This window comes from Bifidobacterium sp. UTCIF-39 (assembly GCF_006408715.1).
Taxonomy (GTDB): Bacteria; Actinomycetota; Actinomycetes; order Actinomycetales; family Bifidobacteriaceae; genus Galliscardovia; species Galliscardovia tissieri.
This window is the reverse complement of sequence record NZ_JEOG01000002.1, coordinates 189,266-204,846: the sequence shown is the minus strand read 5'-3', so window position 1 is coordinate 204,846 and position 15,581 is coordinate 189,266. Positions and strand designations below refer to the sequence as shown.

The 15,581-nt window shown below is 61.2% G+C and carries 13 protein-coding genes; 8 read left to right on the top strand and 5 right to left on the bottom strand.

Going from position 1 to position 15,581, the window contains the following annotated elements:
* Positions 1-166: 166 nt before the first annotated feature.
* Both EP30_RS11295 and EP30_RS01835 read right to left on the bottom strand, forming a co-directional pair.
* Positions 167-241 carry a 50S ribosomal protein bL37 gene (locus tag EP30_RS11295; protein WP_369299097.1) on the bottom strand — a complete coding sequence of 25 codons (75 nt, stop codon included), beginning with the start codon at positions 239-241 and terminating at the stop codon, positions 167-169.
* A gap of 173 nt (positions 242-414) precedes the next feature.
* Positions 415-1,365 (bottom strand): aldose 1-epimerase family protein, encoded by a 951-nt coding sequence (locus EP30_RS01835; RefSeq protein WP_140555605.1) that lies wholly within the window; start codon positions 1,363-1,365, stop codon positions 415-417.
* Positions 1,366-1,555: 190 nt separating this feature from the next.
* On the opposite strand from EP30_RS01835, the gene EP30_RS01830 reads away from it, so the two are divergent.
* Positions 1,556-2,545: a 4-hydroxy-3-methylbut-2-enyl diphosphate reductase gene (locus tag EP30_RS01830; RefSeq protein ID WP_140555603.1), complete on the top strand. Its 990-nt coding sequence runs from the start codon at positions 1,556-1,558 to the stop codon at positions 2,543-2,545.
* Positions 2,546-2,561: 16 nt separating this feature from the next.
* On the opposite strand, the gene ybaK is transcribed toward EP30_RS01830, so the two are convergent.
* Positions 2,562-3,068 carry a Cys-tRNA(Pro) deacylase gene (gene ybaK / locus EP30_RS01825; RefSeq protein ID WP_094665518.1) on the bottom strand — a complete coding sequence of 169 codons (507 nt, stop codon included), beginning with the start codon at positions 3,066-3,068 and terminating at the stop codon, positions 2,562-2,564.
* Positions 3,069-3,296: 228 nt separating this feature from the next.
* Between ybaK and EP30_RS01820 the strand changes: the two genes are divergently transcribed.
* From EP30_RS01820 to EP30_RS01805, 4 genes are all read left to right on the top strand, one after another.
* Positions 3,297-4,763 (top strand): esterase family protein, encoded by a 1,467-nt coding sequence (locus tag EP30_RS01820; RefSeq protein WP_140555601.1) that lies wholly within the window; start codon positions 3,297-3,299, stop codon positions 4,761-4,763.
* Positions 4,764-4,837: 74 nt separating this feature from the next.
* The gene (locus EP30_RS01815) at positions 4,838-7,384 is read left to right on the top strand and encodes a bifunctional lysylphosphatidylglycerol flippase/synthetase MprF (protein WP_140555718.1); all 2,547 of its coding nucleotides are present in this window, start codon (positions 4,838-4,840) and stop codon (positions 7,382-7,384) included.
* Positions 7,385-7,595: 211 nt separating this feature from the next.
* Positions 7,596-8,654 (top strand): type I glyceraldehyde-3-phosphate dehydrogenase, encoded by a 1,059-nt coding sequence (gene gap, locus EP30_RS01810; RefSeq protein ID WP_094665522.1) that lies wholly within the window; start codon positions 7,596-7,598, stop codon positions 8,652-8,654.
* Between the two features lie 135 nt (positions 8,655-8,789).
* Positions 8,790-9,218, top strand: a complete 429-nt coding sequence (locus EP30_RS01805; RefSeq protein ID WP_308810398.1) for an arsenate reductase family protein — start codon at positions 8,790-8,792, stop codon at positions 9,216-9,218.
* Positions 9,219-9,410: 192 nt separating this feature from the next.
* Here the strand turns inward: EP30_RS01805 and EP30_RS01800 are convergent, their stop codons facing one another.
* Positions 9,411-10,160, bottom strand: coding sequence for a thiamine diphosphokinase (locus tag EP30_RS01800; protein ID WP_140555597.1), 750 nt, complete (start codon positions 10,158-10,160; stop codon positions 9,411-9,413).
* Between the two features lie 143 nt (positions 10,161-10,303).
* The gene (locus EP30_RS01795) at positions 10,304-10,891 is read right to left on the bottom strand and encodes a TetR/AcrR family transcriptional regulator (RefSeq protein ID WP_140555595.1); all 588 of its coding nucleotides are present in this window, start codon (positions 10,889-10,891) and stop codon (positions 10,304-10,306) included.
* Positions 10,892-11,141: 250 nt separating this feature from the next.
* Between EP30_RS01795 and EP30_RS01790 the strand changes: the two genes are divergently transcribed.
* From EP30_RS01790 to EP30_RS01780, 3 genes are all read left to right on the top strand, one after another.
* Positions 11,142-11,843, top strand: a complete 702-nt coding sequence (locus EP30_RS01790; RefSeq protein WP_140555593.1) for an ABC transporter ATP-binding protein — start codon at positions 11,142-11,144, stop codon at positions 11,841-11,843.
* A 10-nt stretch (positions 11,844-11,853) separates the two neighbouring features.
* Positions 11,854-14,919, top strand: a complete 3,066-nt coding sequence (locus tag EP30_RS01785) for an ABC transporter permease (protein ID WP_140555591.1) — start codon at positions 11,854-11,856, stop codon at positions 14,917-14,919.
* 87 nt (positions 14,920-15,006) lie between these two features.
* The gene (locus EP30_RS01780; protein WP_094665534.1) at positions 15,007-15,411 is read left to right on the top strand and encodes a pyridoxamine 5'-phosphate oxidase family protein; all 405 of its coding nucleotides are present in this window, start codon (positions 15,007-15,009) and stop codon (positions 15,409-15,411) included.
* Positions 15,412-15,581: the final 170 nt, after the last annotated feature.

The window sequence follows — 15,581 nt, the reverse complement described above, 5'->3', positions numbered from 1 at the left end:
GTTCGCCGGCTTATCCCCTGACCATACAGGCTTCTTCGTGTACGCGAACCTGAAGTAAAGCGAAGCGCGGGTTTCGAACATGGGAAAGCCCTGATTACAAAAAAGAACCCCGGATGTCGATATGACATTCCGGGGTTCTTCCGCTTGGAAAGCCTGCCTGCAAAAATCAGGCGTTCGGCCTCTTGCCGTGGTTTGCAGCCTTCTTACGGCGGTCACGACGCAGACGTCCGCGCTTGCCCATGATGGACTCCTTTACTGATGATGAAATAAGCCTGATGGATTATCCCATATTTGTGGGACAAATACAACTTGAGGTCAACCCACGGTTCATTTTCCGGTCATCCATCTGGGAGCCCGTCACTATGCGTCCGTCACTGTGTTCATGGATATTCGTGGATATCCACGAACGGGTGATCACAGGCTTGCGCTGATGAACAGCTTGCTGGTGAAGGTCTCACCGGGCTTGATGCTGACTAGATCGATGCCGGTGTTGAAGGCGTTGGCATAAGCGGTCTGCGGCTCCACAGCGGTGCCGGCCGGGTGCATGAACGCGGGGAATCCGGTTCCGGTGCACACCTGGAACGAGGTGATGGTCTCGTCGCCGCCCACCTTGACGGTCAGACCGTCGGGACGGGTGAACGTGGCGGTCACGGTGCCGTCGGCGTCGTGATGCAGGTCGGTCCAGGCGTCGTCGAAGGGCTGGTCGACCAGCAGCGGGTTCTGACGCAGATCGTACTTGGTTCCGTCCACGGATTCGGTGCCGGTGGGGATCAGGTTCTCATCCACGGTCACGTGCGTGTCGGCGGGCACGGTCAGATGGCACTGCGCGTTGTGTCCGTCGATCTCGTCGCCGTAGCCGTTGAATCCGTTGTCGAGCCACGGGTGGATGGCCATGGCCCACGGTGCGTTGATGTCGCCGTTGTTGTAGGCGCTCACGGTGACGTGCATGCCGTCCTCGACCAGCTCATGCGTGCAGGTGACCAGCAGATCGAACGGATATCCGTTCATGTTCGGCACTCGCCACGTCTGCGTGACGGAGGATTCGGTAAGCGTCTCGAGATTCCAGAAGGAGCGGTAGCCGTAGCCGTGGATGGCGTTGTTGCGGTCATGCTCGTCGATGGGCAGCTCGTAGGTCTTGCCTTCGAACGTGTACTTGCCGTCCTTGATGCGGTTGGGGAACGGGATGAGCAGCTGTCCTTGGCAGCAAGTGATCGGATCATCCGGACCGAGGGGAACGATCACGTTCCTGCCCTTGTAGGTCACCTTGCGCATCGTGGAGCCCAGCTCCGTGATCACGGCCTCGTAGTCGCCGCACGAAATCGAATACTGCTGGCCGGTACGCGGCGGCAGGTTCTTGCTTGCCATATCCATCACTCCCGTAGTGAACATCCGAATCGGATGCATGTCGATTGGTCGTTGCGGCAATCATGTTACCGCATGTTACCGCTCTCATTAGTGTACCCGCATATGTGGGATGTCTGCTCTCGACGCGGGCTCTTCGTCGTGATGCCTTACCATGGGTTGCAGTTTGTGTTGATAGGGAAAGGCTGTATCCATGGGCAAGGGCATTGTGCTGGCCGATCCGCGCGGCTTCTGCGCCGGAGTCGACCGCGCCATCCAGACCGTCGAGACGATTCTCAAGGCGGCCAAGAATGGAGGGGATACCCGTCCGCAGGGACTGCCTCCCGTCTATGTGCGCCGCCAGATCGTGCACAATCGTCATGTGGTGGGTGATCTCGCCGCCCAGGGAGCGGTGTTCGTGGAGGAGCTCGACGAGATCCCCGACGAGGCCGTGGCCGCGGGCATCCCCATCGTGTTCTCCGCGCATGGCGTCTCCCCGGCGGTGCAGCACGAGGCCGCGCGTCGCGGCATGCACGTGGTGGACGCCACCTGTCCGCTGGTCAGCAAGGTGCATCGTGAAGTGCTGCGGTACGTCAAGGACGGCTATGAGATCGTCTACATCGGACACCGTGGGCACGACGAAGCCGTCGGCGTGGTGGGTGAGTCGCCGGAGCACGTCCACCTGATCGAACACGCCGATGATGTGAGCACACTGGACTTTCCCCCCGAATCGAAACTCGTGTATCTGTCGCAGACCACGCTGTCGATCGATGAGACCCGTTCCGTGATCGAAGCGCTCAAGCAGCGCTTCCCCTGGATCATCGAGCCGCCGAGCTCCGACATCTGCTACGCCACGCAGAACAGGCAGACCGCCGTCAAATCCGTTGCCGAAAAGTCCGACTGCGTGGTCGTGGTGGGATCGGCGAACTCATCGAATTCCGTACGCCTCATGGAGGTCGCCGAGCAGGCGCTCGCCGGCAGGGGGCGGGCATGGCGGGTGGACGACGCCAGCGAACTTGATCCGGCATGGTTCGAGCACGCCTCGTCGGTGGGCGTCACCTCCGGCGCATCCGTTCCTGAGGCGCTCGTCTCCGGCGTGGTGGATGCGCTCAAGGCCATGGGGTATGAGGACGTCTCCTATGTGACCACCACGAAGGAGAAGATGCATTTCGTCCTGCCCGCCGAACTGCGCCGCGTCCGCTGAACGAGACTGTGGGCCGCTACCACGTGGCGATTGGCGCGGTGACGGCATCCAGCACGTCGATGAGATCCCTCGGGGCCACGCCGATGCTCAGTCCTCGCTTGCCTCCGGAGACGAGCATCTCATCGAAGGCAAGCGCCCCCTCGTCGATCACCGTACGGTGATGGGTCTTCTGCCCGAGCGGGGAGATGCCACCCACCACATAGCCGGTCTGACGCATGGCCTTCTTCGGGTCGGCCATCTGCGCCTTCTTCGCACCTACGGCCGTGGCCAGCGCCTTCATGTCCAGGTGCCCGCTCACCGGCACCACAGCGGTCACCAACTCGTCGCCGGTGTCCGCCAGCAGTGTCTTGTACACCTGATGCTGGTCGTAGCCGAGCTTGGTGGCGGCCTCCACGCCGTAGCCATCGTCCATGTGGTCGTTGGAATGCTCGTATTCATGCAGGGTGAACTCCACGCCCGCGTTCTCCAGCTGCAGTGTGGCGGGTGTGGACCCCTTGCCCTTGTTCTTCGCTTTCTTAGACATGCCTTCAGTAATACCCTCAGCGGTCAACCGGGCGACCGGCATCGTTCCGGACTGTCCGGTCGAGCTTTTGTGATCCGGGATGCCGAATCGTGTGGCCAGTGTGTTCATTCGTCAAATCAATCCTGAGGATGATGACCATGATTTGGTGTCGGGTCTATCGTTTCTGCGTTGGAAATCCGTATCGACGATACGTGACATGGCGAGGCGAAACGAGTGAGGTGATCCGGAGTGCGTTCGAAGTGGGTTCGTGATCTGCTGCGTATTCATATCGACTCGGGATGGCTGCCGATTGGGTTGCTCGCGGTGATCTGTATCGGCGTGATCATCCTGTTCGTCATGTCGTTTCGGACGACGGACGACGACCGCGAACCATCCGATTCGAATGAGAGGGCCCATGGTCCGATCACGGGTGCCGTCGCGCGTATCCGCCCGCATCGCTCATCGTGGATGCCGGCTGGCGCGGTCATAGGATTCGTGGTGGGATTCGCCATCACGTTCCTGCTCGACCGGCTTCTGGTGTTCGGCGTGGAACTGGGCACCACGGTTGACCTTGTCGTGGGCGCCGGATGCGCGGTCATCGGCGCGCTGGTCGCCGCCATCATGGTGTTCCGCGCTCGCCGACGGTTGCTGGCGATCGTGCTGGTGCCGTTCGCCGTGCTGTCCTGCGCCGTGAACGTCAACGGCGTGTATGGCGAATATCCCACATTGGGTAGTGTGCTCGGCGTGTCCACGTTCCGCACGTTCGACCCCTCCCTGATCCATCCGGCGACCACCACTGTCGAAGAATGGAACAATGCCGTTGAACGAGGGCATGACCCTGTGGTGTCCGAGCACGGTCTGGTGGCGTCGGTCGCCATCCCGGCGACGCAGTCCGGATTCCGGGCCCGTGACGCCGTCATCTATCTGCCGCCGGCCGCTCTGGTGGATGATCCGCCGAAACTGCCGGTGTTCATCATGATGTCCGGTCAGCCGGGCAGTCCCGACCGCACGTTCCTCGCCGGTCAGCTACGGCGCATCCTCGACGACTACGCCGCCTCGCACCACGGGCTGGCGCCGATCGTCATATCGCCGGACCAGCTGGGCAATGCCTTCCACAACACACTCTGCGTCGACTCGGGAAAGTACGGCAACGCGGAAACCTATCTCACCCGTGACGTCACGAACTGGATTCGCGACACGCTGCCGGCGGAGCGCGACGCCGCCCATTGGGCCATCGGCGGCTTCTCGCAGGGCGGCACCTGCACGATCCAACTCGGACCGTCGCATCCCGACCTGTACGGACATATGTTCACCGTGGGTGCCGAGCTCGGTCCCCACAATGGCAGCGAGCGTTCGATGATCCAAACGTTCTTCAACGACGACGAGAACGCCTATCGCCGGCATGTGCCGATCGACATCATGCGTGCACGGAAACATTCCGATCAGACGCTGATCATGGCGGCTGGCGCTCTGGACGACGAATCCATATCGAACATCACGCAGGTCGCGGGCGTGGCCAAGGATATCGGCATGGATACGACCACCTTCGTGGTGGAAGGGACCGGACACGACTGGCATACCGTGCAGTCCGCGTTGCGTGCCAGTGTCGACAGGCTCGGCATGCAGCTGGGACTCGGCGGTCAGGCCCGGCCACTGGAGGATTTCAACAATATACGACCGCTTGATGTGGCAACGATCCCGGACAAAGGGGAGTGATGACCGACACGATGACGACAGCCAACAATGAGGCGCAACATACGGAACCGTCGCCTCAGGAAGCATCCAAACCGATGAAGACGGAGAAATCGAAACCGGCGAAGCCGACACGGCGATCGTATTCGTTCAGGCCGCTGCTCACCGACGTGACGCAGTGGATTCGTTCCAATCCGCTTGCCGTGGGGTTCGCGCTTGCCGTGGTGGTGATCAATCTCGGACTTGCCATCTGGACGGCGGTCACCGGAAGCCCGTTCCCGCCGCAGTCGGCGCGCATCAGCTACGACAAGCTCGGGCACGGCATGCTTTACGTGGTGCCGTTCGCTCTGCTGATCGTCATGCATCCGTTGCGGCTGCTGCTCGATATCCCCGTGCTGCTGATAGCCGGATCGGTTGCGGAGTCCCGATTCGGTGCCGTCAAGACGGTGTGGATCGCGTTGATCTGTTCCGTCGGCGGCATCGCCGCGGGCATGGGCGTGTCCGTGATGGTGAACGGACACAGCATGGTGTGGCGGACCATGGCGCAGACGGGCACCGTGCTCGGACCGCTTGCGGTGGTTGTCGGTCCCCTGATGGCGGCGAGCGCGTTCACCTCACTGCTCTGGCGGCATCGCATCCGCGTGATCGGCTACGCGATTGTGGCCACGCTTGTGCTGTACCGAGGCGAGCCCGGCGACTATTGCATTCTCGCGGCCGCGCTGTTCGGGCATCTGCTTGGCTATCTCATGGCGCAGCGTGACGATGAGCGTATCCAGTGGAACCACGGTACGGTGCTGGAGACCAGACGCATGCTGGGCATTGTCTCGGCCGTGTTCGCGCTTGGTCCGCTGGTCGCCATGTCCTCGCCGATCCATCACGGACCACTGTCCACGCTCGGACTGCTGCTCGGCCCGAATTCATTGGACAACACCCGTCTGGAGCAGTGCCTCAACGGCGTGGGTTCCATGGACTGCTTCATGCAGTATCGACTGCAGCGACTTTCCATGCCGGGCGGCATCCTCGTGTCACTGCTGCCGTGTGCATTCATGCTGGTCGTGTCGTGGGGTCTGTTCAAGGGGCGCCGACTGGCGGCGTGGACGAGCATCATCGCCAACATCGGCACTGCGGAACTCGCTCTGATCTACTACTTCGTGTTTCCGCTTGCCCAATCGCCCGATGGCATGCGCGCGCTGATCGTGCACGGTGCGTGGCGGTCCGCGCTGTTCACCGCGGCGCTGCCCATCATCTTCGCGCTCGTTGTTGCCATGTCCATGCGATGCTTCCGACTGCCGACCGACCTGCGTCGTCTGGCGGCGGGACTGGCGGCGTCCGCGGGCTCGTTCCTGGTGCTGTCGGCGGTCTACCTGTTCGTCGGCATGTCCAGACCGGGGGAGTTCACCGAGCGCCCGACATTCGTCCTGCTGCTCGAGGATCTGCCCAGACGATTCCTGCCGATCGGCTTCCTCAACGAGATCACGCCCGACTTCCTGCCCAAGAACGGTACCGCCGCATCGGCGGTCTATCAGGGTATCGGTCCAGTGTTCTGGGCGGTTGCGTTGGCGGCGGCGCTCTGGTGCTTCACCGATGCCGCACTGGAAGGTCATGAGGCGCAGGCCAAGGCGTCGCAGCTGGTGGAGATCGACGGCGAATCCATGTCGTTCATGGGCACTTGGGACGGCAACCGCTACTGGTTCTCGTCCTCAGGAAGATCGGTGATCGCCTATCGTGTGGAGCATGGCATCGCATTGACCGTCACCGGCCCGTTCGGCGACAGCGCCGAATGGGAGCGGGACTTCAAGGATTTCATCGACTACTGCGCCGAACAATCATGGACGCCGGTGTTCTACAGCGTGCACGCCGGCCAACGTGATCTGCTCGCCTCGCTCGGCTGGCAGTCGCTGGACATCGGCACCGAGATGGTCGTACTGCCTGCGCAATGGCAGACCCGCGGCAAGAAATGGCAGGATGTGCGCACCGCCATCAACAAGGCCAAACGCGACGGTGTCACCGACGTACTCACCACATTCGAACAGGCGCCGCTGAGCATGCAGGCGCAGATTATGGACATCTCCGAGCAGTGGGCGGAGGAGAAATCATTGCCGGAGATGAAATTCACGCTCGGCGGCGTGGAGGAGTTGCTTGACCCGCGCGTGCGGCTGCTGTGCGCCGTGGACGCCGACGGCACCGTGCAGGCCGTGACCAGCTGGCTGCCGACGTGGCGCGAGGGGCGGATCGTCGGCTGGACGCTGGACTTCATGCGCCATCGTCCCGACAGCGCCAACGGCGTCATGGAGTTCCTGATCGCCCGTATGGCGGAACGGCTCAAGGAGGAGGGAGCCGAATTCATGAGCCTGTCCGCTGCGCCGCTCGCCGGCATCAGCGTGATGGAATTCGAGGGGCAGGGTAGCGGAACCGAGTTCCTGCAGCATGTGCTCATGGCCGTGGCCGACATCATCGAACCCGTGTACGGATTTCATTCGTTGTTCCGCTTCAAGAAGAAATTCCAGCCGCAGGAGCAGGGCGTGTACATCTGCTATCCCGATTCCGCCAAGCTTGCGCAGATCGCGCTCGCCGTGGTGCAGAGCTACCTGCCGGACATGAAACCGGCCGATGTGGTGCGGTTCGTCAAGGCGTTGCGCGATTGATTCCGTGCCATCTGCGAGGCGCGGCCGGGTCATGTTCTGGACGCTAGGCGACACTTCAGCGACAAATGAACAAACTTTCACCGAAAACCCCCGAAAAGTACAGATAACCAAGTAGTATGGGGAGCGTTGGCAACAGCTGGCAGAGGTGTGCGAACGCTCACACGGGCGTTCGTCTCATGCGCCCCTCCACTTCCATTCAGGAGATAAATAAATGACAGTTAAGATTGGTATCAACGGCTTCGGCCGCATCGGTCGTCTCGCTTTCCGCCGCATCTTCGAGCTGCAGGCTCGCGGTGGTCAGGCTGGCGATATTGAAGTCGCCGCCATCAACGATCTGACCACTCCCGCCACGCTGGCCTACCTGCTGAAGTACGACAGCACCCACGGCACCTTCCGTCACGACGATGGCACGCCGGTCGAGGTCACCTCCACCGACACCTCCATCGTGGTGGATGGCAAGGAATACACCGTGTACGCCGAGAAGGATGCTAACAACATCCCGTGGGTCAAGAACGACGGTGTCGAGTACGTGCTCGAGTGCACCGGCTTCTACACCTCCGCTGAGAAGTCCCAGGCCCACATCAACGCTGGTGCCAAGAAGGTCCTCATCTCCGCTCCGGCCAAGGACGACACCACCCCGACCATCGTCTTCGGTGTGAACCACGAGATCCTCAAGCCGACCGACGTCATCGTGTCCGCCGGTTCCTGCACCACCAACTCCATGGCTGCCATGGTCAAGCTGCTGAACGACAAGTTCGGCATCAAGGCCGGCTTCATGACCACCATCCACGCCTACACCGGCACCCAGATGATCCTCGACGGCCCGCGCGGCACCAAGACCGGCCGCAACCTGCGCGCCGCCGGCATCAACACCATCGCCCACTCCACCGGTGCCGCCAAGGCCATCGGCAAGGTTGTGCCCGAGGTCAACGGCAAGCTGCAGGGCCACGCCCAGCGCATCCAGGTTCCGGATGGATCCGTCACCGAGCTGACCTCCGTGCTGGAGAAGCCGGCCACCGCCGACGAGATCAACGCCGCCTTCAAGGAGGCCTTCTCCAACACCGAGTACTTCGGCTACAACGATGAGGGCATCGTGTCCTCCGACATCATCGGCGACACCCACGGTGGTGTGTTCGACCCGACCCAGACCGACGTCAACACCGTTGACGGCGTGACCCTGGCTCGTACGGTCACCTTCTACGACAACGAGTACGGCTTCACCTCCAACATGATCCGTACCCTGCTGTACTTCGCTGAGATCTCCGAGTGAGTATAGCGAGACGCTGATCAGTACTGATTAGTCCAACAAGGCCTCACCGCCGGGCAGCCGGTGGCGGGGCCTTTCTCATATTGTCTCCCATGTCGTCACGAGCGCTTCACGAACGTGTGTGCGTGACGTTCATTGATGCGACGTTGGCTGATGCCGACGTCTGTTTTCGGAAGGACCCCCGTCATGTCCCAGCCGCTGTTTCTTTGCCATCCCCGTTGTTCCACCTGTGCAAAGGCCCGTACGTGGATGAACGATCATGGCATCACCTACGTCGAACGAGACATCCGCACCGACAATCCCACGGTCGAGGAACTGACCCGGTGGCATGCGATCAGTGGTCTGCCTATCCGACGATTCTTCAACACCTCCGGACAGCTGTACCGGTCCATGGGACTGAAGGACAAACTGCCGTCCATGAGCGATGCCGACGCCATTGCCCTGCTCGCCACCGATGGCATGCTCGTCAAGCGCCCACTGCTCATCATCGGGGATGATGTCGATGCTCCCGCAGCCGTTCTTGTCGGCTTTCGCCAGCCCGAATGGGAATCCGCTCTGCTAGTGTGAGCTCACACTACCGGACAATGTCCGCAAATCGTTGCAATTCCAACATCCGTGGTTTTTAGTGTGATCACCCTAAGTAAGGGGTGCGTACGGTATGCGGGATTATGGCCATTATGTGAGATTTGCGTTGTGAAGTGCGTGCGTATGCGAGGTGCGCGGGTATGTGAGAGTCGGGGCGCCGAGAGTTATCGTTGCTCACCGGCGTGCAAGTAGGGATGAGATCTCCAGATCGAGCTCGCCGAGTGCGTCGGGGCCTTCGGGCCCGCGAGTCGTACGCCATGTGGGGGAGGGGGCTCCGGCGGAGAAGGTGATGTCGAGGATGCCGTCCCGCACGCTGATCGTCGAGGCGACGTCCATGAGAAACTCGTTGCTGACGCCAAGCGCCCGCGTATTGCGGAGATCCACGTCATCCACCTCGTATTTCAGGCCGCGAATAGTCACCCCGTGAGCCCGGTCGGAATGAGCGAAGACGGAGACCATGCTGCGGTTCGGCGCATCCCATGCCGCAAAGTCCAACGTGGCGTCGGCAATCGACGTGGCCACGAAGCCGTCCCCATGCAGAAAACCGATGCCGCCATGGCAGGCGATGCGCGCCAGCATCTGCATATTCGCCAACGTGTGATCAAGGCGGCCGCCGAGACCGCCGTAGATGTGGAATCGTCGGGCTCCTTGCGCCCACCCGATCTTCACAGCGGAGAGCATGTCGGTTTCGTCCTTCTCACTGGGTAGTCGTGTGATATTTTTCAGCCCGACGTAGGCGGAGAAGTCATCCGAGACCGAGTCGAAGTCGCCGATGATGGCGTCGGTGTCGATGCCGAACGCGCGCGTATGATCGAGTCCTCCGTCGGCTGCGACGACGTAGGCGTTTTGGGGGATGATCGGCGTGTCGTCATAATAGTCGCCCGCACCGAAGATCACGCAATCCTGAATCGTGTGCCTGGTCATGAATGCTCCAAACTCTGTGTTCTTGTGTGGCTGTGTTCTTGTGGTTATGGTTCTGTGCGACGATGTCGTTGTCGTTTTCATCGCACGGTCATGCTCCCGATGATGACGGACGGTCGCGAGCCGTCGAATCAGATCAGGTGGACTCAGATCCGGTTGCGTTGTCGCTGATCGTTCACCGCGGGGAACACCGTGTTGAGAATGAACGTGATGAACCGGTCGATGGGCATGCGGTCGGCCATTTTCAACCATGAGGTGACGGCGGCCATAAGACCGGACAGGTAGAACTCCTTGAGCAGTTCGCGCTCGTCATCGCTCATGTCCGGCGACTGCGTGATGCCAAGGTACCGGTCCACCAGCGGCCAGATGATCGCTTTCATCCGGGTGACGAATGTGGGGTCGCCCTTGTCTCCGAGCAGTACCGACATGTACCGGGAATGCGATTTGGCCGCCTTGAGGATCACGCCCATGTTCGATTCGATATCGATACGGTCGTCGTCCACGAGCATGTCGGCCACCAGTTCGTCGATCATGTCGAGCAGGCTGTCCTCGATCTGCGAGAACATGTCACGTACGTCGCGATAGTACAGATAGAACGTGCCACGATTGTATCCGGCCTTCTCCGTGATCTCACGGACCGTGATCTTCTCGATCGGCCGGGTGCGATACATCGACCAGAATGCCTTGCAAAGCATGGCCTTGGTTCGTTCGGTCACCTGTGGCTGCTTCTTCATGGTGCCGCCTTTCCGTGATGATCACCGTGGGATCGTTCATACCGTCATAGGACAAGGACCTGGACCGCCGATAATCCGGGAGCGTGTCGCGAATCGCACATCGACGTTGATCGATTCAATCCCAACCGTTTGCCTGACCATCGCTCGACATGGCATACCCGCTGTGTTGAGCGATGGCCGTCCGCGTTGCCGATACAGTGATTGTATAACACAACACGATGTTCAATGGCGGGTCTGTGGAGGTGGCACGATGCCGTATATCGAATTCAATGACGTGACCAAGCAATACGGTTCCGAGGACACGGCGATTCTGGCGCTCGACAAGGCGTCATTCCAGGTGGAGAAGGGCGAGCTGGCCGTGGTGCTTGGCGCGTCCGGAGCGGGCAAGACCACCGCGCTCAACATTCTCGGAGGCATGGACCGCGCCACATCCGGTACGGTTCGCGTGGACGGTCGTGACATCACCGCATGCACCGAGAACGAGCTCGTCGACTACCGACGGTTCGACGTCGGATTCGTGTTCCAGTTCTACAATCTCGTTCCCAATCTCACCGCGCTGGAAAACGTGGAGCTGGCCTCGCAAATCTGTGAGCGCGCGTTGGACGCCACGACGACACTCGCCAAGGTGGGATTGGAACACCGCATGGCGAACTTCCCCTCGCAGCTGTCCGGAGGCGAGCAGCAGCGTGTCTCGATCGCCAGGGCATTGGCCAAGAACCCCAAACTGCTGCTCTGCGACGAGCCGACAGGCGCGCTCGACTACGCCACCGGCAAGCAGATTCTCCAGCTGCTGCAGGACACCTGTCGCAACGATGGCATCACCGTCGTGCTCATCACCCACAATTCCGCGCTCGCCCCCATGGCCGATCGATTGATCCGCTTCCGCTCGGGCACCGTCACCGACATGATGGTCAATCCCGATCCCACGCCCATCGCCGACATCGAATGGTGAGGTGAGCCCGATGACCATACCAGCGAGAACCTCGCGGAAACCCGCGCCTCGCCGCAAGCCGGCGCATTCGGCGGCGTCACGCAGACGTCCGGTCGTCAACACCGCGTTCGCCAAGGACATCCGCCGTACGATCGCGCACAACGGCAAACGGTTCATCTCGATTCTCATCATCACCGCGCTAGGCGTCACCATGGCCACCGGACTGCATGCGGCTTGCCTGGATCTGCTGCGGTCCGCCGACTCGTTCTTCGACGGGCAGCATCTCTATGACGTGTCCGTGGTCTCCACGCTGGGACTCACCGATGATGACATCACCGCACTGGCCAAGGTCAAGGGCGCGGAGAACGTGCGCGGGGGACGTTCGGAAGAGGCCAACGTCAGCGTGAACGGCGACACGGCCACGGCGACGCTGAGCCAGATCGTCACCGGCTTCAACACCCCGTACGTGCTCGATGGGCGACTGCCCGACAATGATCATGAGACGGTGACCACCAGCGCATACCTCAACAACAGCGGCGCGAAAATCGGCGATACGGTCAGTTTCACCAATGCGGCAAACGACACGAACACGGCCGGGGACTCCGTCGGATTCGATGACGGTTCCGGTACGAACGAGATCTTCTCCCGACACGACTACACGATCGTCGGCACGGTGATCGACCCGACCAACACCAACAACAGTGAAGGGGCCACCGCGTTCCGTGACACGTCGTCCGTGCCCGACTACACGTTCTTCATGACCGACGCGGCGGTGAATGCCGACGCCAGAGACGTATACACGGCTGCCTACGTCAGCGTATCCGGAGCGAGTGCGGAGCGTGCCTATTCCGACGCCTACACCACTCGCGTGGACACGGTGAAGAACGCGATCGTCGACATTCAGTCCGACCGAGAACAGACCCGTACCACGTCGATCAAGGGCAAGGCCACCGCCACCGTGGACGACGAGGAGCGGAAGGCCAACGACGAACTCGGCAAGGCCCAGGCGCAGATCGATGACGCGCGCAACGAACTTGCCGACCGCCAGCGTCAGATCGATACGCAGGAAGCCCAGCTGGACGCGCAGGAAAAGCAGCTTCAGGCAGCCCGATCACAGCAGAGCGCCGGTAGAAGCGCCAGCCCGACCGCAGAATCCGAAGCTGAATCCGAACCCGCCGACGAAACCAGTGCCGCACAGGCCCAGGCGCAAATGCAGGCCGCGCAGGCCCAGGCCGAAGCCGCCGCGCACCGAATCGCCGAAGGACGGGCGCAGATCAAGGACGCCAGGCAGCAGATCGCCGACGCGCAGAGCAAGCTCGACTCCCAGCAGAGCGAACTCGATCAGAACAAGGCGGAAGCCCAGCAGAAGATCGCCGACGCGCGCGCCGAGGTGGACAAGATCGAACCAGCCCGCTGGTACGTGCGCGACCGCATGGCGCTCGGCGGCTATTCCAGCATCGACAGCGACACCAAATCCATCAATGCCATCGGCACCGTATTCCCCGTCATGTTCCTGCTCGTGGCCGTGCTCATCAGTCTCACCGCCATCACCCGCATGGTGGAGGAGGAGCGCGGACTGATCGGCACATACAAGGCGCTTGGCTATCGTCGCGGCGAGATCCTCCGCAAATACGTGATCTACGCGTTGCTCGCATGCCTCGCCGGCGGGCTGCTTGGCGATCTTCTCGGCTTCATCGCCATGCCCAAGATCATCTTCTCAATCTTCGAGACCATGTACCTGCTGCCCGCATTCACCCTGCACTTCGACTGGCTGTACGGCGTGGCGGGCATCGCCCTGTTCGTCGTCGCCATCGTCGGCAGCGCGATTCTGGCATGTCGCAGTGAACTCAGACTCAGCCCGGCCGCGCTCATGCGGCCCAAGGCCCCTCGCGCCGGCAAACGCATCCTGCTCGAACGCATCGGATTCATCTGGAAACGCATGTCGTTCCTCAACAAGGTGACCGCACGCAACCTGTTCCGATACAAGTCCCGCGCATTCATGACCATCGCCGGCATCATGGGCTGCACCATGCTGCTCATGTGCGGATTCGCCATCAAGGACTCCGTGGTGGAGCTTTCGCCCAGCCAATACGGCGGCGTCTACGAATACGATCTCATGGCCGTGACGAATGACGGCGACCATGATGCCGCACTCAACGAACTGAGCACGAACAACCGGGTCAAGGACGTGCAATCCGTACGCATCGACTCCGGCACGGTGAACGCCATCAACGGCAACCGCGAGGAAAGCGTACAGATCCTGGTCGTGCCCAGGGCCGGCGATATCAGCGGATACATCAACCTCCGTGAAGCGCAGAGCGACTACAGCGCCGCAGTCGGCGGGGGAGCGCCGGTGACGCTCACCGACACTGGCGTGGCCATCACCAAGAACGCGCAGCAGATGCTCGACCTGACGGAAGGCGGCAAGGCCCATCTCAAGGATTCCTCCCTCAACGGCGTGGACGTGACCGTCGACTCGGTGGTCGAAAACTATCTGGGCAACACCGTGTACATGACACAGCCACTGTACGAGAAGCTGTTCGGCGACTACAAGGCCAACGGCATGCTCGCCCACCTCAACGGCGATGCGGACGCGCAGATCGGATTCACCACTGATCTGCGGCACGATAGCCGCTACCTATCCGTCACCGGCACCGCCGAACTCGTACGGGACTTCGCCAAGAACTTCACGCTCATCAACACCGTGGTCTACGTACTGCTCGTACTCGCCGGCGCGCTCGCCTTCGTGGTGCTGTTCACGCTCGGCACTACGAATATCTCCGAACGGCAGCGGGAACTTGCCACCATCAAGGTGCTGGGATTCCGCAAGCGGGAAGTGCGGCATTATGTGAACAAGGAGATGATCATCCTCACCCTTATCGGCGTGGTGTTCGGCCTGCCGTTCGGGCGTCTGGTGGCCGAGGGATTTACTGTGGCGCTGCGTATGCCGAGCATGTACTTCGCCGTGCATGCGCATTGGATCAGCTACGTGTATTCCGCTGTGCTGGCGCTTGGCTTCGCGCTGGTGGTTGCGCAGGTGACCAATCGCATGCTCGACCGCATCGACATGGTCTCCGCGCTGAAGAGTCCCGAGTGATGTTTCTCACAGCCCGGAAATCACGCGTGCCGCCATATTGCGGAGTAGGCTAGATCTTGGCTGTATCGAACGTGAAAGGATTGCATTATGGCAACGCTCACCGCTGAGATGAAGACCTTCATCGAGAACAATCTGGGCTGGATCGCCACCCAGAACGAGGACGGCACCCTGGACCTCGGTCCGAAGATGTCGCTCTTCGTACTGGACGACAACCACATCGCCTACCACGAGCGCACCGCCGGTCAGGCATACAAGAACCTGCAGGCCAACGGCAAGCTGGTCATCGCCTTCGCCAACCTCGCGGAGAAGAAGGGCTACCGTTTCCGTGGCAACGTGGTGCTGCACACCGACGACGCCATCTACGAGGAGCAGGTGAAGGTGGCCGAGGAGAAGGGCACCAAGAAGCCCGCCGCCATTCCGGTGCTCGAGATCACCGAGATCGAGGACCTCGCCTCCGGACCGAACGCCGGCAAGACCATCGTCAAGGACTGAAAAGGCCTGAGCTTGGTGTGCTGAGTATTCGGTTTTTCTGAGTACTCTGAGTAATTCATACTGTGTTGCAGGGCGGAACGGCAGACGGAAGTCGCCGGTCCGCCCTTGTCGTATTTCAATGCGCTTATGCGTTTAATCGTGGAGTGTGTCGATACGTGCCGCTTCACACC